General features: G+C 61.8%; 19 protein-coding genes and 1 tRNA gene. 6 read left to right on the top strand and 14 right to left on the bottom strand.

The genetic code is table 11. From position 1 onward, the window contains the following. Positions 1-147: 147 nt before the first annotated feature. Together A37A_RS0112030 and A37A_RS0112025 are read right to left on the bottom strand one after the other, a co-directional pair. A complete protein-coding gene (locus A37A_RS0112030) occupies positions 148-1,407 on the bottom strand; it encodes a TolC family protein (RefSeq protein WP_018291741.1) in 1,260 nt (419 codons plus the stop codon). Further along, positions 1,404-2,720 (bottom strand): TolC family protein, encoded by a 1,317-nt coding sequence (locus A37A_RS0112025; RefSeq protein WP_020494393.1) that lies wholly within the window; start codon positions 2,718-2,720, stop codon positions 1,404-1,406. The genes A37A_RS0112030 and A37A_RS0112025 overlap by 4 nt, the downstream gene beginning before the upstream one ends. A gap of 152 nt (positions 2,721-2,872) precedes the next feature. Between A37A_RS0112025 and gpmA the strand changes: the two genes are divergently transcribed. Together gpmA and A37A_RS0112015 are read left to right on the top strand one after the other, a co-directional pair. After that, complete coding sequence (gene gpmA, locus A37A_RS0112020; protein WP_018291739.1) at positions 2,873-3,622, top strand: 2,3-diphosphoglycerate-dependent phosphoglycerate mutase; 750 nt, start codon at positions 2,873-2,875, stop codon at positions 3,620-3,622. A gap of 50 nt (positions 3,623-3,672) precedes the next feature. Then, positions 3,673-5,256: a hydantoinase B/oxoprolinase family protein gene (locus A37A_RS0112015; RefSeq protein ID WP_040889300.1), complete on the top strand. Its 1,584-nt coding sequence runs from the start codon at positions 3,673-3,675 to the stop codon at positions 5,254-5,256. Here A37A_RS0112015 and A37A_RS17400 read toward each other — a convergent pair. Then, a complete protein-coding gene (locus tag A37A_RS17400; protein ID WP_051076294.1) occupies positions 5,253-5,888 on the bottom strand; it encodes a gamma-glutamyl-gamma-aminobutyrate hydrolase family protein in 636 nt (211 codons plus the stop codon). The genes A37A_RS0112015 and A37A_RS17400 overlap by 4 nt on opposite strands. An 85-nt stretch (positions 5,889-5,973) precedes the next feature. Between A37A_RS17400 and A37A_RS17395 the strand changes: the two genes are divergently transcribed. Together A37A_RS17395 and A37A_RS0112000 are read left to right on the top strand one after the other, a co-directional pair. Beyond that, entirely contained in the window at positions 5,974-7,077 is a 1,104-nt protein-coding gene (locus A37A_RS17395) for a trans-aconitate 2-methyltransferase (RefSeq protein WP_081616301.1), read from the top strand. Continuing rightward, positions 7,053-8,405 carry an aminotransferase class III-fold pyridoxal phosphate-dependent enzyme gene (locus tag A37A_RS0112000; protein ID WP_018291736.1) on the top strand — a complete coding sequence of 451 codons (1,353 nt, stop codon included), beginning with the start codon at positions 7,053-7,055 and terminating at the stop codon, positions 8,403-8,405. Before A37A_RS17395 ends, A37A_RS0112000 begins: the two co-directional genes overlap by 25 nt. Here the strand turns inward: A37A_RS0112000 and A37A_RS17390 are convergent. Further along, the gene (locus tag A37A_RS17390; protein ID WP_018291735.1) at positions 8,367-9,053 is read right to left on the bottom strand and encodes an HAD family phosphatase; all 687 of its coding nucleotides are present in this window, start codon (positions 9,051-9,053) and stop codon (positions 8,367-8,369) included. The two genes, A37A_RS0112000 and A37A_RS17390, sit on opposite strands and share 39 nt — an antisense overlap. Positions 9,054-9,141: 88 nt before the next feature. Further along, complete coding sequence (gene sixA / locus A37A_RS0111990) at positions 9,142-9,627, bottom strand: phosphohistidine phosphatase SixA (protein WP_026195810.1); 486 nt, start codon at positions 9,625-9,627, stop codon at positions 9,142-9,144. A 153-nt stretch (positions 9,628-9,780) separates the two neighbouring features. Between sixA and A37A_RS0111985 the strand changes: the two genes are divergently transcribed. Continuing rightward, the gene (locus A37A_RS0111985) at positions 9,781-9,987 is read left to right on the top strand and encodes a dodecin (protein WP_018291733.1); all 207 of its coding nucleotides are present in this window, start codon (positions 9,781-9,783) and stop codon (positions 9,985-9,987) included. A 27-nt stretch (positions 9,988-10,014) separates the two neighbouring features. Here A37A_RS0111985 and cynS read toward each other — a convergent pair whose 3' ends face one another. After that, entirely contained in the window at positions 10,015-10,458 is a 444-nt protein-coding gene (cynS, locus tag A37A_RS0111980; RefSeq protein ID WP_020494392.1) for a cyanase, read from the bottom strand. Between the two features lie 40 nt (positions 10,459-10,498). Continuing rightward, positions 10,499-10,580, bottom strand: a tRNA-Leu gene (locus A37A_RS0111975). 135 nt (positions 10,581-10,715) lie between these two features. On the opposite strand from A37A_RS0111975, the gene A37A_RS0111970 reads away from it, so the two are divergent. Then, the gene (locus A37A_RS0111970; RefSeq protein WP_018291732.1) at positions 10,716-11,813 is read left to right on the top strand and encodes a beta-propeller fold lactonase family protein; all 1,098 of its coding nucleotides are present in this window, start codon (positions 10,716-10,718) and stop codon (positions 11,811-11,813) included. An 18-nt stretch (positions 11,814-11,831) separates the two neighbouring features. Here the strand turns inward: A37A_RS0111970 and A37A_RS0111965 are convergent, their stop codons facing one another. From A37A_RS0111965 to A37A_RS0111935, 7 genes are all read right to left on the bottom strand, one after another. Next, a complete protein-coding gene (locus A37A_RS0111965; protein ID WP_018291731.1) occupies positions 11,832-12,575 on the bottom strand; it encodes a hypothetical protein in 744 nt (247 codons plus the stop codon). A gap of 76 nt (positions 12,576-12,651) precedes the next feature. Beyond that, positions 12,652-13,155: a c-type cytochrome gene (locus A37A_RS17385; protein WP_196799614.1), complete on the bottom strand. Its 504-nt coding sequence runs from the start codon at positions 13,153-13,155 to the stop codon at positions 12,652-12,654. Between the two features lie 37 nt (positions 13,156-13,192). Then, a complete protein-coding gene (locus A37A_RS17380; RefSeq protein WP_018291729.1) occupies positions 13,193-14,806 on the bottom strand; it encodes a quinoprotein dehydrogenase-associated putative ABC transporter substrate-binding protein in 1,614 nt (537 codons plus the stop codon). A gap of 21 nt (positions 14,807-14,827) precedes the next feature. Beyond that, the gene (locus A37A_RS0111950) at positions 14,828-16,651 is read right to left on the bottom strand and encodes a PQQ-dependent dehydrogenase, methanol/ethanol family (RefSeq protein ID WP_018291728.1); all 1,824 of its coding nucleotides are present in this window, start codon (positions 16,649-16,651) and stop codon (positions 14,828-14,830) included. A 202-nt stretch (positions 16,652-16,853) separates the two neighbouring features. Further along, positions 16,854-18,236: a sigma-54 dependent transcriptional regulator gene (locus A37A_RS0111945; protein WP_018291727.1), complete on the bottom strand. Its 1,383-nt coding sequence runs from the start codon at positions 18,234-18,236 to the stop codon at positions 16,854-16,856. After that, entirely contained in the window at positions 18,211-19,683 is a 1,473-nt protein-coding gene (locus A37A_RS0111940) for an ATP-binding protein (RefSeq protein WP_020494390.1), read from the bottom strand. Before A37A_RS0111940 ends, A37A_RS0111945 begins: the two co-directional genes overlap by 26 nt. Positions 19,684-19,740: 57 nt before the next feature. Next, positions 19,741-22,185, bottom strand: a complete 2,445-nt coding sequence (locus A37A_RS0111935) for a TonB-dependent receptor (RefSeq protein WP_018291725.1) — start codon at positions 22,183-22,185, stop codon at positions 19,741-19,743. Between the last annotated feature and the right edge of the window lie 4 nt (positions 22,186-22,189).

Here is a 22,189-nt window from a genome sequence, read left to right as displayed (position 1 = left end):
TGCGAAATGGACCTGTCTGCTTCGTTGGGACTTGGTTTTCCCTCCTCGCAGTATGTCGTCATACAACTCCGGGGGAAAACCTGCGCCCCGCCTTGCATCCAGGCCTATTGGCCGCGCCTCGGGTACGAACTTTGTGAAACATGCAGGTTAACGAGGGGCGAGAGTCGTTCCCGCCGTCAGGTTTTCCAGGTTGAGCAGCGCCGTTTGCAGGTCCAAGGCCGCCGTGTAGAGAGCCTGGGCGGAGGAGAGGTATTGGCGCTGCATTTCGAGAAAGGTTTGGACCGGGATCGCCCCCAGCCGATACTGGCGGTCGGCGAGTTCGGCGGCACGCCGAAGCCGGGCAATGACATCGTGCGATTGCTCTGCGAGCTGCTTGCGCGTCGTCTGGTAGGCGGCGAAGGAGGCGGCGACCGCGCTCTGGACGCTCCAGAGGGCCGAGCCGTGGAGCGCTTCCGCTTGTCGGCGTTGCGCTGCCGCGGTCAGGATGTTTCCTCGATTGTCGTTCCAGAAGGGGAGACCGCTCGTGAAGACGATGCCGGGTCCTTGGTCGAAGTTGGTTCCCCTCTCGCCGATCCAGAAGGGACCGACCGAAAAGTCAGGAAGAGCGGCAAGCTTGGCTGCGTCGAGCGACTTGGCAGCCCGGTCGATCTCGGTCTGCCGCATGAGAAGCGCGTAGTTCCGGTTTTTGGCTTGCTCCTGGAGTACGGACAGGGCGAGGGAGGGGGCTTCGGCCGGCGGAAAAATGGTATCGGGAACGGGCGTCGCAGAGGGCCGGGCGCGCAGCGCGTTGATCTGGGATTGGATCGCGGTTCGATTCTGCTCGAGTTCCCGCGCCAGCCTCTGCAGGTCGACGAGGCTCCCTTCTAAGATCCGCAAATCGAGATAGCCTTGGACGCCGGCGGTCGGGCGCCTGCGGAGGAGATCGACCAACCCCTTTGCGCGCTCGGAGACCTCGTGGGCGATTCGCGCGTTGGCGGTGGCGACGCCGAGCCGGTAAGCCAGCGTCCGGACCTGCATGGCCAAGCTCAATCGAAACTGCTGGAGCCCAAGTTCGGCGACGCGGACATCCTTTTCCGCGATCGCCTTTGCCAGGGACATCTTGCCGGGAAAGAAGACCGGCTGGTAGATCGCGTATTCCTGCATCCAGCCGTGGGCCGTTCCTCCCCGGGTCGGCGTGCTGTACCAGGGACCGGCGAATCCTTCGATCTGCGGATAGGGGAGGATCCGTGCTTGGACCACCTGCCCCTTGGCGGCGCCAATGGCTCCTTCGTAATAGGCGATTTCCGGATTGCGCGCCAAGGCTTCGGCGACGAGCGCGTCGAGAGCGCTCTGCGGATCGGCAGCAAGAGCGAAGCCACCGACGGCGGCGACGAGCAGAAAGGAAAGGACCAATCGCACTTCCTTCACTCGGGGAAACCCTTGGCCGTGAACTCTCCTCCCGTCAAGAAGAAGAGGTCGAGCCATGCGGTCGCCCCGTCCATCCGGGCGTTGAGCGTGGTACGGAAGGCGGAAAGATATTGCTGCTGGGCGGCAAGGAAGCGGTGTACATCAATGGCGCCGATCCGGTATTGCCGCTCGGCGAGCTCGGCGGCCTCCTTCAGGGAGGCGATCAGGCTCGGTGGCTGAAGCGCCAGCTGATTCCTCGTTGCTTCGTAGGCGGAGAGGCGGGCGAAGATCAGGCTCTCCATATTCCGCTGGGCGGCCGGGAAGAGAGCCATCGCCTGCTCTTCCTGGGCCTTGGCGGTCGTCAGGTTGCCGCGTTGATTGGCCCAGGCCACTCCCTCGATTCCGGGAACCTCTGCTTTTCCGACCGGGAGGCCAACCAAGATCTCGACACCGGGGCCTGCGTCATAATTGACTCCCTGGTAGGCCATCCAAAAGGGTCCCAGGGCAAAGTCGGGGTAGTTGGCGATCTGTGTCGCCTTTCGTTGTTGGCGAGCCCGATCGATCAGGACCCGATGGATTTGCAGGAGGATGTTGTGGCGTTGCGCCAGTGCCAGGACGCGGTCAAGGGAGAGCGGAGGAAAGGACTCCCAAGGAAGCAGTTGCTCCGGCACGGGGGTGTCCGACGGTCGCCCCAAGTAGGCATTGAGTTGCGCGATCAGCGTCCACCGGCTCTCCTCCAGCCACCGGAGCTCCTGCTGAAGTCCGATGAGGCTCCCCGCCAAGATTCGTGCGTCCAGGTATCCGAGAATGCCCGCCTTGGGGCGTTTCTCCAAGAAGTCGACCACCGAAGCGGTCCGTTCCTCGATCTCCCGCGTTGCCGCCGCGCCGGCGACGGTGACGGCGACCTGCTGGGCCAGGGATCTCACTGCCACCTCAAGCGAAAGGCCAAATTCCTGAAGGAGAAGCTGTGCGAGGATGACGTCCCGGCGAGCGACGGCTTTTCGGAGAGAGACCTTTCCCGGAAAGTAGAAGGGTTGGAGCAGTTCGAACTCCTGCTGGTACCCCAAGACCGTCTGGCCCGCTCCTCCGCCGCTCAGATAAGGCCCGACGAAGGCAACAACTTGCGGCTTGGGAACCATTCCGACCTGGACGAACTGCCCCTCCGCGGCCTGGATCGCCGTTTCATAGGAGCGATAATCGGGATTCTCGGATCGAGCCTCGGCCACGAGAGCGCGCAAGACGTCTTCCCGCGGCGATGAAGCTTGGGAACGGGAAGCCGACATGAGAAGAAAAAGGACGCCGAGCGCGAAAGGCCCGGCGATTCCCTCAAGCAAGGCTCTCCCCCGTTTCCCGCTAAGACGCATCAAGAATCTATAGAGAGGAAGAGAAGAGGGCGAAAAGCTCTTTTGCGCATGCCGCGGGTTGCGGCAGGACCTGCTCCGGCCACTGCTTGACGTTGCTTCCTTGCGGCGACTATACAAGTAAAGTGAGCTTCCGTCTGATCTTGCTGCGGCATGGAGAGAGCATCTGGAACCAGGACAATCTCTTTACCGGCTGGACGGATGTCGACCTCTCCGAAAGGGGAAAGGAGGAGGCGCTGCGAGCCGGTGAGCGGCTCAAGGAAGCCGGCTTTCGTTTCGACGAGGCTTACACCTCCGTTCTGAAGCGTTCGATCCGCACGCTATGGAGCGTACTCGACCGGCTCGATCAGATGTGGCTTCCCACGGTCTGCGCTTGGCAGCTCAACGAGAGGCATTATGGCGCCCTTCAAGGCCTCGACAAGGGCCAGACTGCCCATAAGTATGGAGAGGATCAGGTGCTGCTCTGGAGGCGCTCCTACGATGTCCGCCCGCCTCTGCTTTCTCCGAACGATCCGCGGCATCCCCGCCATGATCCCCGCTACGCCTCGGTCGCCCCGAAGGATTTGCCCGCAGCGGAGAGCCTCAAGGATACTCTGGCGCGCGTGGTCCCCTACTGGGAAGGCGAGCTCGCTCCGCAAATCCTGGCGGGCAAGCAGCTAATCGTCGTGGCTCACGGAAACAGCCTGCGCGCGCTCGTGAAGTATTTAGAGAGGCTCTCGGACGAGGAGATCATCCGGCTTAACATTCCGACCGGCATGCCTCTGATCTACGAACTCGACTCGGATTTGCGAGCAGTCAGCCACCGCTACCTGGCTTCGGAGGATGAGGTCGCGCGGGCCTCGGCGGGCGTAGCCGCCCAAGGCCGGGCGCGTTGAGCGTGGGGAAGGCGCGGGAGAAGCGGACGGGCTCGGTGAAATCCGCGGAGATGAACCCGATCCAACTCGAGATCTTTCGGGCACTCTTTACCTCCGTCGCGGAGGAGATGGGATATGCTCTGCGCCGAACCGCCTTTTCCCCCAATATCCGGGAGCGGTGCGACTATTCCTGCGCGGTGTACGAGGCGAACGGGCGGCTTGTGGCTCAAGGCGACCATATGCCGGTCCATCTCGGCTCCATGCCGGTCGCCGTCCGGAGGGCCATTCAAGCGGTGCCGATGGGTCCGGGCGACGCGGTGATCCTCAACGACCCCTATGAGGGCGGGACCCATCTGCCCGACTTGACCTTGGTGACCCCCGTCTACCGAAAGGAAGAGGCGACCGGGACTCCTCTCTTCTACGTCGCCAGCCGAGCCCACCATGCGGATATCGGAGGGATGACGGCAGGCTCGATGCCTCCCTCCTCCGACATCTTCCAGGAGGGCCTGCGCATTCCCGCGGTCAAGCTCGTGGAGAACGGGCGATGGAACCAGGCGCTGCTCCAGGTAATCTTGGCCAACGTGCGCACGCCGGGAGAACGGGAGGGAGACGTAGCCGCCCAACTCGCGGCGAACCGGACCGGCGAGGCACGGCTCCAGCAGATGCTCGACCGGTATGGGGAGGAGCAACTCCATACGGCGGCCGATTCGCTGATCGACTACACGGAGCGGATGGTTCGTAAGCGGCTCTCTGAAATTCCGGATGGCACCTATGAGGCTGTGGACTACTTGGATGACGATGGTTTTTCCGAAGAGCCGATTCCGATTCGCGTAGCGATTCGCAAAAGGGGTGAGGAGGCGTTCGTCGACTTCACCGGATCCGCACCCCAGGTGCGGGGAAGCATCAACGCAGTGCTCGCGATTGCGCTCTCCGCGGTCTCCTATGTCGTGCGCGCCCTGCTGCGGGAGGACGTCCCGGCGAACGCGGGCTTGCTCGCGCCTGTCCAGGTCTTGGCCCCGCCCGGCACGGTGGTCAATGCACTTTTTCCGGCTGCGGTCGCCGCGGGAAATGTGGAAACCTCCCAGCGGCTGGTCGACGTGATTTTGCGAGCGCTCAGCCGAGTTCTGCCCGACGCGATTCCCTCTGCGAGCAGCGGGACGATGAACAATTTGACCCTGGGAGGGGTCGATCCGGAATCCGGCTGCCGCTTTGCCTACTATGAGACGATCGCCGGGGGCATGGGGGGTGGACCGGCAGGAGACGGAGACAGCGGGATTCACACCCATATGACCAACTCGTGGAACACCCCCGTGGAGGAGTTGGAGCACGCGCTGCCGATCCGCGTCGTCACCTACCGGCTGCGACGGGGTTCCGGAGGACTCGGGCAATACCGAGGCGGGGATGGCATCATCCGCGAGATCGAGTTCCTGGCCGAGATGGATGTTACTCTCTTGTCCGAGCGAAGGCGCTTTCCCCCGTATGGGTTGCAAGGAGGAGCGAACGGGGAGCGCGGCCAGAATGTGTTGATCGACGAAGGTGGGGAGACTGTTTTGCCTGGTAAGATCAGCTTCCAGGGTAGGCCTGGGCAGATCCTCTCCATTCGAACTCCGGGCGGGGGCGGATGGGGTCGGCCCACCTCCAAGGGAATGGCTTAGCGAGATGCTCGAGCCGCTTCTCGCACCGCCTCGAAATACGCGGCGAAAAGCGGACGGTAGCGGAGGGGATCGCGCTCCGGATGGAACTGCACACCACGAACGCAACGATATCCCTCCACGCGAACCTGCTCGACGATTCCGTCCAGATGGCACCAGGCCTCGGGAACGACCCCCGATCCTAACCGATCGATCGCCTGGTGATGGGAGCTGTTCACCAGCGGGAATTGAACCTCGACCCCTTCGGCGTAGACCAATGGTTGCGTGTGGGAATCCTCCAGGTTCTCGTGACCCGGAACGTCGAGATGGAGGGTCCCCCCCAAGGCAACGTTGAGGACCTGTAAGCCTCGGCAGATCGCGAGAATGGGCAGCTCGCAAGCCAGGCCCGATTGCACGGCGGCAAACTCCCACTCGTCCCGTTTTCGGTTAGGCGAGCGAATCTTCTCTAGGGCATCCACGTCCTGGCGAAGGAAATCGGCCGAAATGTCGGTGCCGCCGGTCAGGAGCAGTGCTTGCCAGCCCCCTGGTGGAACCTTCTCCGTCCGGGCGTTGCGGAGCAACAAGCCCTCGGGCTCGAAGATCCGTGCGAAAAGCGTCTCGTCCTTGGCCCGGATCCAGGAGGCGACAGCGAGCATGCAGAACGATGGCGCAGGAAAGGCGTACGCGCAGCCGTTTTTTCGTGGCGTGCAAAGGAACGGCGGCTAACAGCGCCCTCTGGCCATGAGTCATGTCTCTTCCGATGACGACGGGCGTTGTCTCGGAGGGCCTATTCCCGTAATGTTTTCCCTTATCGTGGAAAACGAGTCGATTGCCGCGGGACGGGAGCAGGGGGTGGGCGCCGTTGTCGCGTTTTTGGGGATCGCCACCGGAATCTTCGATTTCCTCCGTCGCGAGGGGGAGCGGGGTCCGGAGGAGATCGCCGGCCGAATGGGATTGGATGTTGGCTATGTGAGAGGCTTCTGCGAAGCCGGGTTTGCCTTCGGCTACCTCGAAGAGGAGGGCGGTCGGTTTTGCCTCGCGCCGGAGGCAGGCCATCGGCGGCGAGGCAAGGAAGAGTCCTTTCTCGCAACGGCGGTAGACGCGGTCTTGGCTCCCTCGGTCGCTTTGCGCCTGGTGCCTCTCTTTCAGACGGGAGATCGACCGGGGCCGGGAGCCTTGATTGATCCCGAAATTCTCCCTTGGTTCGGACAGTTTTTGGAGGAGAAGCACTCTTCCCTCTTCGAAGAGGAGCTCTGCCCCGGGCTGCCGCTCTTCGCGGAGCTGGCGCAGCGGGAGGGCATCGCCCTGGATCTGGGATGCGGCAATGGCTGGCTTCTTCGCCGCTTGCTTCTCCGCTTCCCTGGGTGGCGAGGGATCGGCATCGACCGGGAGGCGGGGCGAATCGCCCAAGGAAGACGGGCGGCGGAAACCGCGAACCTTTCCGAACGCATGGAACTGGTTGAAGCGGATCTTTTCTCCTGGCACGGTCCGGAGCCAGCGCATCTTATCCTGGTGAGCCGGGTTCTCCATCATCTCTGGCCGGAGCGCAACAGGTTCCTTGCGCATCTGGAGCGGCTCGCGCGGGCGGATGGGGTCATCCTTCTCTGGGAACCATGCTGGCCGGAGGCGCTCGCATCCCTGCGGGATCCTGTCCGACGAAACCTTGCTTTTCAGAACCTCCATGAGTATGCCCAGGGGGCACGGCTTCTTACCTCTGCCGAGGTGATTGCGGGAGTCGAGGAGGCGGGCTGGAAGGCGTCGGTGCACTGGTTTGCCGGCGGCACGGAAATGGTGGTGCTGGGCAAAAGAAAGGGAGCAGGATGGGAAGCTGGGCAAAAGAGCTAGCGGAAGTTCACGCCAAACACGTGTTGACGCCCTGGGCGGTCCAGAAGAGGGCCCCGGGTCCGGTGATTGTCCGAGGCGAGGGAAGTTTTCTCTATGATTTGGAAGGGAACCGCTATCTCGACTTGAGCGCGGGCCTTGTGGCCGTCAATCTTGGCCACGGGAAGGAGCAGGTGGTCCAGGCGATCCAGCAGCAGGCGGCCCGCCTCTGTTACGCCTCACCCGCCTTCTTCCACGACCAGCGGGCCCTTCTCGCGCAGGGCTTGAGCCAATGCGCTCCGTGGCCGGAAGGAGCCAGGGTCTTCTTCACGACGGGAGGAGCGGAAGCCAACGAGGACGCGATCAAGATGGCCCGGATGATCACCGGGCGACAAAAGATCCTTTCGCTCTACCGATCCTTTCACGGTTCTACCCTGGGGGCGGGCACGCTCACCGGGGAGTATCGGCGGTTTGCCGGCGAGCCAGGGATTCCGGGGGTTGTTCATTTTTGGGGGCCCTATCTTTATCGCAGCCCGTTCTTTTCAGCGAATGAAGCCGAGGAGAGCGAGCGTGCTCTCCGTCACCTGGATCTGGTGCTGCTGCATGAGGATCCAAGCCGAGTGGCCGCAATCCTTCTGGAGCCGGTCGTCGGCTCCAACGGGGTTCTGGTTCCCCCGGGCGAATATCTCCCCAGAGTGAGCGAGCTTTGCCGCCGTCATGGGATCTTGCTCATCCTTGATGAAGTCATGACCGGGTTTGGCCGGTTGGGAGCGGCCTTTGGAGCGAGTCGTTTCAAGGTCGTCCCTGACATGATCACGTTCGCGAAAGGGGTGACTTCGGCCTACGTGCCTCTCGGGGGGGTGTTGGTACGGGAGGGACTTGCGGCGACCTTCGACGAGCAGCCTCTCTGGTGCGGCCATACCTACTCTGGCCACCCGCTTGCGATGGCTGCCGGGCTGGGTGCACTGGCTGCCTATCGGGACGAGGGACTTTTCGAGCGGGCACGCTCGATCGAGGAGTGGCTGCGTCGGGGGCTGCGGGAGCTGGGGAAGCAGAGTCCGCTGGTCGGCGAGGTCCGCGGCATGGGAGCCTTCTTTGGGATCGAGCTGGTCCGCAACCGGCAGACGCGCGAACCAATTTCCCTCTGGCACAAGCCGCTTTCGCAAGAGATTCGCTGGCTGCAGCAGCAGTTGCTCGGGCGAGGGGTTTATGCGTTCTGCAAGCATAACGTCATCCTTGTCGCCCCGCCTTTGACGATCACCGAAGAGGAGCTGCAAGGTGGGCTGGAGCAGCTGGGAGAAACGCTCAGGCGGCTATGGGAAGAGCCATCGTTCGATCTCGGAAGGGGTTGACGCACCGAGATCGGCGATGAGGCGGTCCGCCTCCCGAAGCATTTTGGGTGCGCGGGTGGTCATCAGGGCCACCACCTTCATTCCGGCGCGCTTTCCAGCTTCGACTCCAGCGGGCGCGTCTTCGAAGACGACACAGCGGTGGGGAGGGACTCCCAGGCGGTCGGCAGCCACGAGAAAGACCTCCGGATCGGGCTTTCCGCGGCTGACATCCTCGGCGGCGACGATGGTGGGAAACAAGGCACGCAGCGCGAGCTTCTCGAGCACCAGGTCGATGTTCGCTCGCTGCGTGGAGGATGCGATCGCCGTCGGGACCGCGTGACTGGCTAGCCATTGGCCCCACTCCCATGCTCCCGGGCAGAGGGTAATCCCGGTTTCCGCGACGATTTCCCGGAAGAGCACTTCCTTGCGCAAGGCGAGTCGGGTGATCTCTTCCGGATCCTTTGTCCAGTGGAGGATCTGCGGCATGATCCATTCGTTTTTCATTCCGAAGGTCTGGAGGAAGAATCCGGGGAAGAGAGGGAGTCCCTCTTCCCGGGCGAGGCGATGCCAACTCTCCTCGTGCTGTCGGGAGGAGTCGACCAGCACTCCATCCCAGTCAAAGAGCACGGCCCATCGAGTGGCGCGCGGGGAAATCGCGTCTTTTTCCATGCGGATCTGCCACGGAGAGCCAGCTTGTCGCCGAGAGGTCAATCTTTTTCGCTCCTGCTCTCTGGGGTCTGGGGCAGGTCGGCCGCCTTCAGGCAATCCGCTCCAACTGCTCGTTCCGGAGCCGAAAGCGGAGCTCGCCCTTCCCGAGGCGGAGATCGTCCAGGCGAAGGCAGGCGACTCCGCCCTTATCGAGGGAAAAGTTCCCGGGGTCGTTGGCACCGACGAGTGCGGCGAGATGCTCAGCGAGGCTCGGCATATGGCCGACTAAGACCACCTCGGAATCCGCCGGCAAGGATTTGAGCAGGTCCAGGATCTGTTGCGTGGAGTTTTCATTCTCCAACTCTTCCTGGATTGCGACCTTAGAAGAGTCGCCGAGGGCTTCGGCGACGATTTCGGCGGTCTGCCGCGCACGCACCAAGGGACTGGACCAGATAAGGTCGGGGCGCACGCCCAACCGATGGAGCGCATTTCCCGCAGACTGGGCTTCCTGACGGCCCTTCTTCGAAAGCTTCCGCTCAGCGTCGGTCGGTGCTTCCCGAATAGCGGCGGCATGGCGGAGAAAGTAGACGGTCATGGGAAAAGAGTATTGGAAAAGCCGGCGAGGCGAAAGCACCGGCGATCTCGTTTTCGTTCCAGGACGAAAAGGAGTTTGGCGCTTGCCAGGGAACCAGATGGAGGCGCATGTTTAGGCGAGAAGGATCAGCGACTTATCACGGGAGGGTCAGTTATGTCGGATCATGTTTATAAGGTCATCGAGGTCGTCGGCAGCTCGCACGCGAGCATCCAGGATGCGGTACGTCAGGCGATTGCCCGGGCGTCCAAGACCGTACACAATCTGTCGTGGTTTGAGGTCAAAGATATCCGAGGGGCGATTCACGAGGGAGAACCCCACTTTCAGGTAGAGGTGCGGATTGGCTTTCGGCTCGATACCTAGGCGGCATCTCTCCCAAGCCTCCTGCGGCTAGTACATCTTGTACGGAAGAAACTTGCCGCTCATTTCGATGCGGACCCGGTCTCCCTGTGGATCGGGCTCTCGGGCAACGTGCATCCGGAAATCGATCGCGCTCATGATGCCGTCGCCAAACTCCTCGTGGATGAGTTCCTTGAGGGCCGTCCCGTAGACCGATAGGATTTCGTGGAAGCGATAGAGCAGCTGATCGGCGGGAATGGCGGTCGGCAGCGATCCCTTGTACGGGATGGTTTGCAAGAGCACTTCCGCCTCTTCTGGTAAATCCAAAAGGCCGCGCAAGGTCTGAGCCTGTTCAGCGGTAAGCGTCATTTGGCCGAGGCAGGCCGCCGCGACCCACTCTTTGCTCGCACCAAGGGTCCGAGCGATCGATTCCCACGGGAGCTCTTTTCGGATCTTCGCAGCAAGAATGAGTTGGGTGAGTTCGGATCGGGTCACGGATCGTTCCCTCTTCGCGGAGTGGATGCGCTGCAGGAACTGCGCTCGAGAGGACTCGAACCTCCACGGGTTTCCCCACAAGCACCTCAAGCTTGCGCGTCTGCCGGTTCCGCCACGAGCGCGCGCGTCCGACGTAGAGGACACTTTACGTTCGGCCGGAACTTCGGCGCAACCCAAAAGCCTATGCGATCGGGAAATCCGTGGAGGGTTGCACCGGCCTATTGTCATTGCCGGTACTGCTTGGTAAGACAATGCTTATGAGGAAAGCGGGTGTTGTCGTTCCGAGTTTCTGGCTTCGGTGCGGCTCCGCCATCGCGGTTTTCACAACCATCGCATGGCTCGTCACGGCGAATCCGGGAGATGCCGCTACCGCCTACGTGAGTGTGGAGCCTGTCGGGGTCGTGGCGATCAACTTGGAAAAGATGGTGATCACGCGGCGTTTCCCTCTCCGCAAGTCGGGGCCTCGAGGGATCGGGGTGACTCGAGATGGCCGCTACGTCGTGACCGCCGACAAGGCGAGCCAGGACGTGGCGGTGATCGATCTGAAGAAAAGGCATGTCGTCCGGCGGATCCCGATCGGTCCCAAGCCCGAGTTCCTCAAGTTCAGCCTGGATGGACGCCACTTCTTCGTCGCCCACGAGCCGGCTTCCGAAGGGCCTCCCCCGAAGGGACCGCAGACCGAGGCCGAAAAAAAAGCCCAAGAGGAGGCTGCCGAGAAAACACCCGCGCGGATCGTGGAAATTGACGTGGCAAGCTGGCAAGTCGTCCGGACTTTTCCTGCGAGCGTGGATACGGAAGGGATCGAACTCTCCGCCGATGGAAAAAGGCTTCTCTGCGCCAACGAATCGGAAGATTCGCTGCGGGTCTACGACTTGGAGACCGGCGCCGAAGTTCAGCGGGTGAATCTCCGTCCGTACGGCAGCCGCCCGCGAGGGGTCAAGCGCTCTCCCGACGGAAGAGAGATTCTCGTCTCACTGGAAAGTTCTAGCAACGTGGTCGTGCTGGATCAGCAGATGAACTTTGTCGCCTCGGTACCTACTGGGGCAGGGCCGTATGGAATCTCATTCGATCCGGACGGCGAGCATTTCCTGGTCGCTACTTCCCGCGCGGAAAAACTGCAGGTTTTTGACGCCCGGAGCCGGAAGCTGGTCAAAGAGATGAAGGTAGGAAAGAGGTGCTGGCATTTTACCTTCACGCCCGACGGGGAACGGATTCTCGCGGCGTGTGGACGTTCCAACGAGGTGCTGGTTTTTGACGCCAAGAGCTACCGGCTGCTCAAGGTCTTGGGCGACATTCCGCTGCCTTGGGGTGTGGTTTCCTATCCCCGGGCTTACGGGAGCCTGGATCTCCCGTAGACGAAGGGGAGGCGGCGATTAGCGGTACCAAGCTTTCCATTCCACGTGGAGCGTGGTGTAGGCTTCCGGAGAGGAGATCCGCCGGAAGTGCCACCAGACCGTGCTTCCTTGGACCCGATATCCGGCGGGAAGAACGCGGACCACTTGATTCGTGAGAAACTCCTGAAAGGTGGGCGGGGGGCTACCTCCCATCCCGAATGCGGGAGTTTGGCGAAAGGAGGCATACATCTTTCCCAGGTCGACGACGATCCAGTAATCTTCGATTGGAGGACGCCAGCCGCCCCATTGGATCGTGTCTTCAAAAAAATCGATCTTTTGGCTCGGGGCGCGCGGAAGGACCCGCTGGAGAGCATCGGTCCGGAGCTCGATTGGTCGACCGGAGGGAAACCTTATGTTGTCCCAATACTGGTTGCCGATTTTCTGTACGCGGAGCAGGCGCCCGTCGATTGAATCCCGGTATTCGAGATAGGGCTGTCGGGGGAGCTCGGCATGATAGGTGGGCAACACAACCGTCGGGCCGAAATTGCGGAAACGCGAGAGGAAGACCTCCCGCAACAGCGGTTCTCGGCTTCCGTCGTGTCCCGGGGAAAGAAAGAGGGTGTAGTATTTTCGGGCAGAGACAAGCTGAACGAATTGGGCGAGGGAGGGCTGGACCGCTACTGAGAACGTAAGGCCAAAAAGCAGGAGAGCGCCAGCCGCGCGGAAGAAGGAATCGCAGCGCTTCCTGTGGGGGCTCCCGAGGGAAGGGGGCGAGGCGGCCACAGGAAGACCCGGGAAGGCCGTTTCGAAAACGGGCCCGCAGCCTGACCTCCTGCCGACCGCCTCGATCGCGGTGCGACTACCAGTTCCGAAGCTTGGGATCGCCTCGGTAGATGGAGCGCACGTAGGCGAGCACCTTCCAGATTTCATCGTCGCTCATGACGCTGCCGAAGGGCGGCATCGGTGCCACGACGTTCTCACGCCCAATGCGCGTGTACCCCTTCTTCTGGAGTTCGACGCTACCGTACTTGACGAGCTCGAAGAGGGTCTTGTCTTCGCTGCCGTAGACCCAAGTGTCGTTGATGACGGGTGGACACATCCCTCCACCCCCCATTCCTCCATGGCAGCCGTTGCAGCTTCGGCCAAACCAGAGTTTTCTCCCTTCCGCGATTGCCTGCGGATTGTCGGTGTATGGGTTCTTCATCGCGCCACCTCCGGCGGAAGCGGACGGTTGTCCGGCGGGCGCCGGGGTCGACTGGGGTGCTGCGGGCTGCTGCTGCGCCCCGGCAGCGGTCAGCCAGAGGCCAGCCAAGCCCGGTATCAAATAGCGTGTCCAAGACGTAGTTCGTTTTCCTCTTTTCATGATCTCCAGTAGTTGTCGCCTCGAATTCCGCCCGAATTTATCGGACGGGAGGCGTAGTCTTCCTTAGCGGACCACTCGCTCTTTCCAATAGGGAAGCGAGAGTGTGATATCCCCTTTCCTGTGCGAGGGCGAGTGCCGTCTTCCCTTCACGGTTTCGCTGGTCAGGTCGGCCTCCCGCGCGCAGAAGAAGTTCAACGATCGGTTGTCGGTTGCGAGAGACCGCCAGCATGAGCGGGGTAATCCCTGCGGGATTGGCAGCGTTGGGGTCGGCAGCCTTATCGAGCAGCGTGCGGACGACGGCCTCTGAACCGGAAGCCGCAGCAAACATCAAAGGGGTGTAGCCTCCGGAGCCACTCCTCCCATTCACCGGAGCCCCATGGGAAAGCAGAAGCAAGACGAGTTCGGGATCGGAGCCGCTCGCCGCAAGCGCCAGAGGAGACCAGCCGTCTTTGGCCGTTTGGGAGGGATTCGCTCCGTGTTCGAGCAGGAGCCGCGCGGTTTCGTGATTCCCTTTGGAGACCGCGAAGAGAAGTGGAGTCCATCCATCGGGGTCGGACAGGTTCGGGTTGGCTCCCTTTTCCACGAGAAGCCGGGCCATTGGCCATTCTTCCGTGCGGATGGCATTGAGCAAGGGGGTGAAGCCAAGGTTGTCGGGTTGATTGATGGCCCGCGGATCCTTGGCCAAGAACTTTTCGGCGGCCGAAAGATCCCCTGCTGCCACGCAGTCCTGCAAGGAACCGTGTTCGGTCGTCACGGCGCGGGAGGGGGTCGGAGGAGTAGGCAGCGGCTTGTAGGCTCCCTCATGGGCGGGGAGATCGCCATCGACGATACATTCCGAACAGTGGACGAGCGGCACGCCGAACTCGGTCAAGATCCTCCTGATTTCGGCCTTGTGCTCTTCCATTGCGCGATTGAGACCATCGCGAAGGCTCTTGTCCCCCTTGGGGACGGCGAGCGCCATCGCGTATTCCAGCGGAACGGTCTCTTCCATCGTGTTGAGAGGTGTGATGTCGAGTGGGGCTCCGGTCTTGGCGACATAGTATCCGGCCATGGGCCCCCAGATCGCGCAGGCATCGAGCGTACCCTGGATCACCTGCTCGACTTGCTCGGCGGGATGCTGCTCCGGATGTACCCGCGAATCGTAAAAGATGTAGTGGACGACCGTGTTGTGCTGGATTCCATGGTTCCGGAGCGCATCGCGTGCGGCCGAGGCTTGAAAGACGCCGATCCGGAGGTTCTTGAGGATAGGGTCGTCGAGCGACCGGATGTGGAGGTTGCGATCCTTCCGGGTCACGAGGACAAAAGTCGACTTGTAATAAGGCTTGGTCGGAAGAGCCAACTCGAAGTCGGGCGGCATGTCGAAGAGGACGTCGCAGCGGTTTGCGTTCAGGGTGGTCCGGACAAGCCCTCGTTCGTAGTAAGTGTACCAGAAGTATTCGAGCGGCTTGCCCAGCCCTTGGGCCAGCAACGCGGAGATCTTGTTTTGGAAGCCTTCGCCCCGGCTATTGGAGAGGGGCATATTCCCCGGGTCGCCGCAGACCCGCAGGGGAAGGTCTGAAGGCTGCGCGGAGAGAACACAAAGGGAGGACAGAAAAAGGAAGAGGGCGGACCGCCCCCAGGGGAACAGTCCGCCCTTTCCTGTTAGATGCATGGATCTAAACGATCTATCGATTTACTGCACGCAAAACGTGTAGAGCGTGCCTCCCATCGGGACGTTGTAGAAGCCATTCTCTCCAGCCATGCCGGCGACACCGAGTGCGCCGTACGGATCCGCCGGGTCAAGGCCGGCGGTCACCGGGAGACCGATCCACCCGCCGATGCCGGTCAGGATCGAAATGTACTGCTTGCCACCCACCTCATAGGAGATCGGGTTGCCGATGATGCCGGAGCCTAGCTTCTGCTGCCAGAGAACCTTGCCGGAGTTGCGGTCGACCGCTCGGAACCATCCATCGAGGGTCCCGTAGAAAGCAAGGCCACCGTCGGTAACCAAGGCGCCGCTCCAGGTCGGGAAGCGCTCCGGAATGTCCCAGCGTGCTTTGCCCGTGATGACGTCGAACGCCTTGAAACGTCCCATGACTCCAGGCTTTTCCGGCTTCATGAGAACGTTGGCGAAGACGTAGACGCTGCCCTGGTTGGTGTGGGCGCGCTCCATCGGCTCCAAGGTCATGCCCCAGTTGTTGGTGGGCGCATAGAAGACGTTGGCTTCCTTCGGGTCGACGGCGACGGGCTGCTGGTCTTTGCCGCCTTGAGCCGAGGGGTAGGCTTGCACGGCTTTGCCGACCTCGAACGGAGAGTGCTCCTTGACCTTCACAGGACGCCCGGTCTTCATATCGATCTTCTCGGCCCAGTTAGCCGTCACGAACTTGTTGGCGCGAATGATCGTGCCGTCCGTGCGGTTGAGCACATAGCAGAACCCGTTGCGATCGAAGTGAACCAGGCAAGGCTTCTTGGCGCCATCGACGTTGATGTCGACGAGCACGTCTTCATTGATGGCGTCGTAGTCCCACTCATCGAACGGGGTCAGCTGGTAGCCCCAAACGGCCGCGCCGGTATCAGGTTTCCGGGCGAAAACGGTCATCGACCACTTGTTATCCCACTTCCACGGTTCGTTGGCCTCCTCGAAGGTCTTGGCCTCGGTCCGGTAGCTGGGGCTCCAGAGGCCGGGATTGCCCGTGTTGTAGTAGACCAGGTCGAGCTTGGGATCATAGCTATACCAACCCCAGGCGCAGCCACCGCCGCGCTTCCACTCCTCGTCGGGGTAGCTTTTGACTCCGAGATCCTGACCGGCCTGACCATACTCGGGATGCTTGCTGTTGAAGTCGGAGCCGAGAAGGACGTCCGAGTCGGGGCCAGTGCTGTAGGCCTGCCAGACCATCTTGCCCGAGTTGAGATCGAAGGCGGCAAAGCGGCCGCGCGCGCCGAACTCATCCCCACCGTATCCGGTGAAGACCTTGTCCCTGACGATGATTGGGGCGGGAGTACTCGTCTCGCCCTTGTCGAGATCGGCAAACTTGGTCTTCCAGAGCTCTTTGCCCGTGTTGGCGTCCAAGCAGACCACATACCCGTCCAGGGTATTGAAGACGACCTTGCCATCGGCGTAGGAAGCGCCGCGGTTGACTGTGTCGCAGCAGGCGGTAGAAACCGCCTTGTCGTCCTGTTTGGGCACATACTTCCACAGGACTTCGTACGATCCTCCCTTGGAGAGATCGAGCGCCCACACGATGTTGGGATAGGAACTCACCACATACATGCGGTCGCCGATGACGAGCGGCTGACCTTCATGGCCGCGAAGCGTTCCTGTGGAGAACGACCACGCCATGTGCAGGCTTTTGACGTTCTGCGTATTGATCTGCTTTAAGCTGCTGTGGCGCGTGTTGCCGTAATCTTTGCCCGGAGCTGCCCAGTTCTTGGGATTCTCCGTGAGTTTTAGTACTTCCTCGTTCGAATACGCCGACGGAATCGCCGCCGCGGCGCCAACTGCCAGTGCCAGGAGCATCCTGGCAGAGAGCTTCTTCCTGCTTTTTGGGAACCACATTTGGGTAACCTCCTCCGTTTGGGTTGCTGGAGTCTTGCCCTACGGGCATTTCTCCTCAAGGTGCATTGCAGGCGATAGCTTCTTTGCAGGTGACGGTCAAGCGCAAAAATGGTGCTGCGGAGTAAAGGAAAGGAAGGGACGAGACCCGTACGCGGTGGCGCTCTCATCCCGCGGCAATGCCGTGCTTTTCCATGCGGTAGCGGAGGATGTCCCGAGTCATGCCTAACTGGCGGGCGGCTTGGGAGATGTTCTGCCGCGATGTTTCCAGTGCCTGTTGGAGCAGCCGTTTTTCGATCTCGGCGAAGGACAGCCCTTCCCGCAGAAGCAGACGGATCGCATCGTCGCCACTCGTCAAGGGCTCCACCAGTCCGCCAACGGGGTGCCCCGGCCAGGCAAAGTCCGCGGGGTGGAGCGTCTCCTCTTTCGACCAGAGAACCGCCTGTTCGATCGCGTGCGAAAGCTCCCGGACATTGCCCGGCCATGGGTATCCCTGCAAGGTCGCGACGGCGTCTGCAGAGAGCGTTCGGCCAATCTTTCCGTAGCGGGTGCCGTGGATGCGGAGGAAGTGATTTGCCAGCAGAAGGACGTCGTCGGTCCGCTCCCGCAAGGGGGACAGCTCGAGATGAACTACGCGGAGTCGATAGTAGAGGTCGGCTCGAAAGGTTCCTTCTCGAATCGAGGTTTCCAGGGGCCGGTTGGTTGCGGCGAGAATCCAAGGATCGACCTTCCGATCGCGAACGCTTCCCAGACGCCGGACCGTCTTGCGTTCGATCGCTGTCAGGAGCTTCCCTTGCAGGGGAAGAGGGAGATCCCCGATCTCGTCGAGAAACAGAGTGCCCTTGTCGGCGGCTTCCATCAGCCCGAGCTTGGCCGCCGAAGCCCCGGTGAAAGCTCCCCGCTCGTAGCCGAAGATCTCGGTTTCGACCAGGCTTTCCGGAAGCGCCACGCAATTGATGGACAGGAAGGCCTCGTTGCGACGAGAGCTCCGATGATGGAGGAGCCGGGCCACCACATCCTTCCCAGTGCCGGTCTCTCCGGAGATCAAAACGGTGGGGAGCCCTTGGCTTCCGTCGAGCTGGCTTAGCTGCTCGATCTTTTCGCGCAGAGAGCGGATGGCCGATGACTCGCCGATCAGGATCGGCTCGTCGAGACTCCGGTAGTAGGCGAGCTCCTGCTTGAGGCGGACTGTCTCTTCGACCCGATCGACCAGCATACGTAGCCGGTCGAGGTCGAGGGGCTTTTGAAGATATTCGAAGGCGCCGAGCTTCATCACGGCGACCGCGTCCTCGACGGAGGCATAGGCAGTGAAGACCACGGCCGATAGGCCGGGATGGATGGCCCGCGCTCGGCGGAGAATCTCGGGTCCTGAGAGGCTCGGCAGACGGGCATCCAGGAGAAGCAGGTCGGGAGCGGAGAGTGCGGCTTGGCGGAGGCCTTCTTCACCGTCGAAGGCGAGAGCCACTTCATGGCCTTGGGCCGTGAGAAGCTCGTGGATCGACCGGGCGAGGTTTCGTTCGTCCTCAACCAGGAGAATGTTGAGCCCCATTGCTCCCTTCGGTGGCGGAGGGGAAGAGCAGGGTAATCCGTGTTCCCTGGCCGCGCCGGCTCTTCACCGTCATCTCTCCTCCGTTTCGGCTAACGTAGCGTTCCACGATGGCCAGACCCAAGCCCGAACCTTCGGGCCGTGTCGTGAAAAAGGGCTCGGTCACGCGAGGCAGATGCTCCTCAGCAATCCCTTCTCCATCGTCTTCGATTTCCAGGTAGACCCGACCGTCCCGTCGGACACCCGAACTCAGCCGGATGCGGCCGCGTTCGCCGAGGGCCGCCAGGGCATTCGCCAGAATTTCGAGCAGGACCTGCTCCATCTGGGCCGGATCGAAACGGACCAGGGGGAGCTCGGGGTTCAGGGAGAGATCGATCACGACGTCCTTCCCTTCGCCTTTGGCCAGAGACGGTACGGTGGTTTCGGCGAGCGCATTGAGGCTGCCGACCATCGGTCTCGGCGAAAGCGGCTTGGCGAAAGTCAGTAGCTGGCGGATCCTGCGGTCGAGCCGATCGGTTTCGTGGAGGATCTCCTCGAGGGTATCCGTAGTCGAGGCGGAGGGGCCGGGCTTGAGGAGAGCGACTTGCGCCAGTGCGCGAATGCTGGCCAACGGGTTGCGAATCCCGTGAGCGACGGCGGCGGCGGTGGCGCCGATGGAGGCCATCCGCTCGGTTTGGACGATCTTCTCCTGCGAAGCCTTAAGCTCGCTGGCCATCTGGCGGAAGGCCAAGGCGAGGTCGCGGAGATCCCCCGAGGGAGGGATCTCCGGAACCGCCTCGAGATCCCCGCGGCCGATGCGCCGGGCGGATTCGACTAGGTTGAGCAACGGACGTCCGATCCCCTGAGCGAGCCAGAGCGAGACGAGTGTCGCCAGCCCCAGTCCGGCAAGAAAGCAGAACGGAACCAGGAGAGTCGCGGTCTCCTTGAGGAGGCGGGCCTTCTCTCGAGCCCGATCGATGGCCCCTTGATGAAAAAGCCGTTCGAGAGTTCGGGCCGATTGGCGGAACGGGCCGTCGAGGAACGCTTCCAGAGCGTCGACTCCGGCAAACGAAGGATTGCTCCCCGGAAGAGCGGGCCGATCGAGAAGCTCCCGGCCACGCCTTTCGAGCAGAAGCGCATTTCCCTCGACGGCGGCGAGCGCCTCCTTTTCTTCCTTACCGTGAGCGAGGGAACGGCAGCGGCCAAGGAGCGCGCGCATCTGATCGGCAAAAGAAACAAACTGGGCGCGGGCCTTGGGATCCTTGCCCCCGAGGGCATCGGCCACTTCGCCGACTTCGCGCAGGGCGAAGAGCTCGAGATCGCTCAGCTGCGAAAGCTGGGTAAGCTCCTCTCCCACCTGCTCGACCCGCTTCTGGCTGCGCAACGCGATCCAGGCTGCCTCGACGGAGAGCGCTGCGGCCAGGACGAAGAACAAGCCCGACGCGAGGCGGATCCGTGTTGCGATCTTCACGATGGCTGGTTTTGCCACGGAGCGCCGATTCCTTCCTCGCAACCGGCGTCGGGGCGGTCAAAACTGGAGGCGGACCCCACCCCAGACACCGAAGGGCGATCCCGGCGTCACGAACGGAACGATGGTTCCTCCGTGGGGAGCTCCGGTAAAGACATTTTGGCTGATGAGGCCCGCACTCGCGTATTGCTCATCATAGAGATTGGTCGCAAAGGCGAAGATCTGGCAGTGCTTGTTGATCGTATAATAGGTTTGCAGGTTGAGCACGGCGAAGCCGGTCAGCATTGGATAGACATTGGCCCAGTCCCCGTAGAGCACCCGGCTCGAATAGTACTGGAAGTCCATCGAAACCTGCCACTGCGGAAGGAGCTGATAAGTGATTCCCGCCTTTACCATCATCTCGGGCAGGTTGGGTTGCCGGTCTCCCGGCTGGACGGGCACTGCCGCGCTCACGGCGTTTTGCAGGACGAGCGGGCTTTGAAAGGTTGCTTCGAGGAAGGACCAGTTCGCGAACCAGGTGAGCTTCTTGTAGCTGCCCTGGAGGGTGACCTCGACGCCCTGATTTTGCTCCTCGCCGATGTTCTGGAAAAATCCGGCGCTCGAATGGCCGGTCTGCTCGAACATAATGTTGTTGGAGATGCCGGTCCGATAAAAGGAGAAGGCCCAGTCTATGCTCCCCGGAGTGAGCTTGCCGCGGAAGCCGCTCTCGAAGGTCTGGGCCAGCACCGGAGAGAGGGCGGGATCGCCCAGTTGTGCCACGGGCAGGATCACCGGAATCGCGGGGTTGGCTCCGGTGATCTCGCCCACCATGGGCGGTCGGAAGCTCTCGCTGTAGTTAAAGAAGAAGGTGAGATCCTTAAGGGTCGGGTCGGAAACGCCGAAGGCGGCGAGCGGCTGGAGGGTAAAGCCCGCGGCGGGGGTGACCTGCTGAAAGCGCTCGGCCGCCGCCAGGGAAACCGTCTCCCCGCTGTTCTCGACCCCGGTGCCCCCGATCACCATCTGCGCGTAGTTGTCCCTCAGGGCACCCGTTAGGTGGAACCAGGGCGTGGGCGAAAAGGTGTCGGTTAGGTAGAGGCCAACGTAATCGCTGAACGTCGGCACGGAAAACTGATCCTGGAAGGGATAGCCGGGAATCGTGATGTTGTTGTAATTGGCTCCCATCGCGGCCGGGTAGAAGCCCGAGCCGAAAAAACATTGCGCCCAATCGAAGCTGGCTCCCGCCACCGCATAGTTTTCCATGCCGGCGAAGCTCTTCTCCCACTGGAGCTGGAGCCGGGCTCCCGCACCCGTCTGGGCGATCGAGCCGAAATCCCATTCTCCCGCAGGGATGGGCATCCCGTTTGCATTCAATGCCTGACCAGCCAGAGGATAGTTGAAGCCCAAGAATTGATCGACGTTGTTGGCGATATTGCCGTTGCTGAAGTTATAGTTGGACTCGCGGAAGTAGGCGTTTCCTCCTAGCGTAAGCTCATCGGTGAGCTTTTGCGAGGCGAGCAGGTTGACCATGTTGAGATTGTCATATTGGGGATTCGGCCCGGTATAGATCATCGAGTTCCCGCCGGTGGCAATCATGTCGAGGGGAGTGGGCCCCAGGATGTTCAGCAGGTTGTCGGCCCCGATGTATTCCAAATGAACGTCGGTCTGCTCCGTATGGTAGCCGACCTTGGCGAAGAGCTGCTTGACGTAGCTCGAGCTCTGCTGGCGCCAGCCGTCCTGGCTCATCCAGTTGCCGCTCAAGAACCAGTCCCAGTGTCCCTTGTAGCCTCCGTGCTGGAACTCCAGGTCGTTGGTGCCCCAGACCCCCGCGTAGTCCTGAAGCATCGAGCCCGGGCTGCTTCTGCCGTTCTTGGTCTGCATCACGAGGGCTCCTCCCAGTGTGTTCTGGCCGTAAATCGGGTTGGAGCCCGGGACCATCTCCATGTTCTGGATGGCGAGCTCTGGAACGTAGTCCCAGAGCAGGTTGTTGGTAAAGGGCTCGTTGATCCGGACGCCATCCAGGAAGACGGAGATCCCCACGGGAGTTCCGGGAACGGGCGAGGCGGCGAATCCCCGGTAGTTGATGTTGGGGAGGAAGGGGTTTCCGTTCATGTTGACCTCGTTGACACTCGCCATGTTTCGCTCCATGAATTCGGGCAAGCTAAACTCTTCCTGCTGCAGCCAGGTCTTCCCCTGCTGGATCTGATAATCGCCCGGCAGGTTTTGCAGCGGTTGTCCCATTCCCGGCAGAGGGGTGACGGCGACCACCTCGACCTCGGGCATTTGGGACATTGCCTTTTCGAGATCGGATTGGCTTTTGGCCGGATGCTTCGGTTGCTGGAGGGCGCTGCGGAGCTTGCGGTCGGTTGGGGTGTCTTCCGCCGGCGGTGGGGCTTCGCCGGATGGGCGCAAGGATGCGCTCGGCGGGTCGTCGACTCCTTGGGCGACGGAACTCGGCGCGGCCGAGGCGGCCAGGAGGAGAAGCGGAAGGACGAGGACCGGCACAAGGGACTGTCGCAATCGCGCCATTGCG

Origin of the sequence: Verrucomicrobium sp. 3C (assembly GCF_000379365.1) — a bacterium.
GTDB lineage: Bacteria > Verrucomicrobiota > Verrucomicrobiia > Methylacidiphilales > Methylacidiphilaceae > Methylacidimicrobium.
This window is presented reverse-complemented; position numbering and strand designations above follow the sequence as displayed.

Excerpts from the sequence above, each read along its gene's own strand:
- A37A_RS0112015 (WP_040889300.1), top strand. The coding sequence starts at position 3,673 with ATGAACCCGATCCAACTCGAGATCTTTCGGGCACTCTTTACCTCCGTC.
- A37A_RS17400 (WP_051076294.1), bottom strand. The coding sequence starts at position 5,888 with ATGCTCGCTGTCGCCTCCTGGATCCGGGCCAAGGACGAGACGCTTTTC.
- A37A_RS17395 (WP_081616301.1), top strand. The coding sequence starts at position 5,974 with ATGAGTCATGTCTCTTCCGATGACGACGGGCGTTGTCTCGGAGGGCCT.
- A37A_RS0112000 (WP_018291736.1), top strand. The coding sequence starts at position 7,053 with ATGGGAAGCTGGGCAAAAGAGCTAGCGGAAGTTCACGCCAAACACGTG.
- A37A_RS17390 (WP_018291735.1), bottom strand. The coding sequence starts at position 9,053 with ATGGAAAAAGACGCGATTTCCCCGCGCGCCACTCGATGGGCCGTGCTC.
- sixA (WP_026195810.1), bottom strand. The coding sequence starts at position 9,627 with ATGACCGTCTACTTTCTCCGCCATGCCGCCGCTATTCGGGAAGCACCG.
- A37A_RS0111985 (WP_018291733.1), top strand. The coding sequence starts at position 9,781 with ATGTCGGATCATGTTTATAAGGTCATCGAGGTCGTCGGCAGCTCGCAC.
- A37A_RS0111970 (WP_018291732.1), top strand. The coding sequence starts at position 10,716 with ATGAGGAAAGCGGGTGTTGTCGTTCCGAGTTTCTGGCTTCGGTGCGGC.
- A37A_RS17385 (WP_196799614.1), bottom strand. The coding sequence starts at position 13,155 with ATGAAAAGAGGAAAACGAACTACGTCTTGGACACGCTATTTGATACCG.
- A37A_RS17380 (WP_018291729.1), bottom strand. The coding sequence starts at position 14,806 with ATGCATCTAACAGGAAAGGGCGGACTGTTCCCCTGGGGGCGGTCCGCC.
- A37A_RS0111950 (WP_018291728.1), bottom strand. The coding sequence starts at position 16,651 with ATGCTCCTGGCACTGGCAGTTGGCGCCGCGGCGGCGATTCCGTCGGCG.
- A37A_RS0111945 (WP_018291727.1), bottom strand. The coding sequence starts at position 18,236 with ATGGGGCTCAACATTCTCCTGGTTGAGGACGAACGAAACCTCGCCCGG.
- A37A_RS0111935 (WP_018291725.1), bottom strand. The coding sequence starts at position 22,185 with ATGGCGCGATTGCGACAGTCCCTTGTGCCGGTCCTCGTCCTTCCGCTT.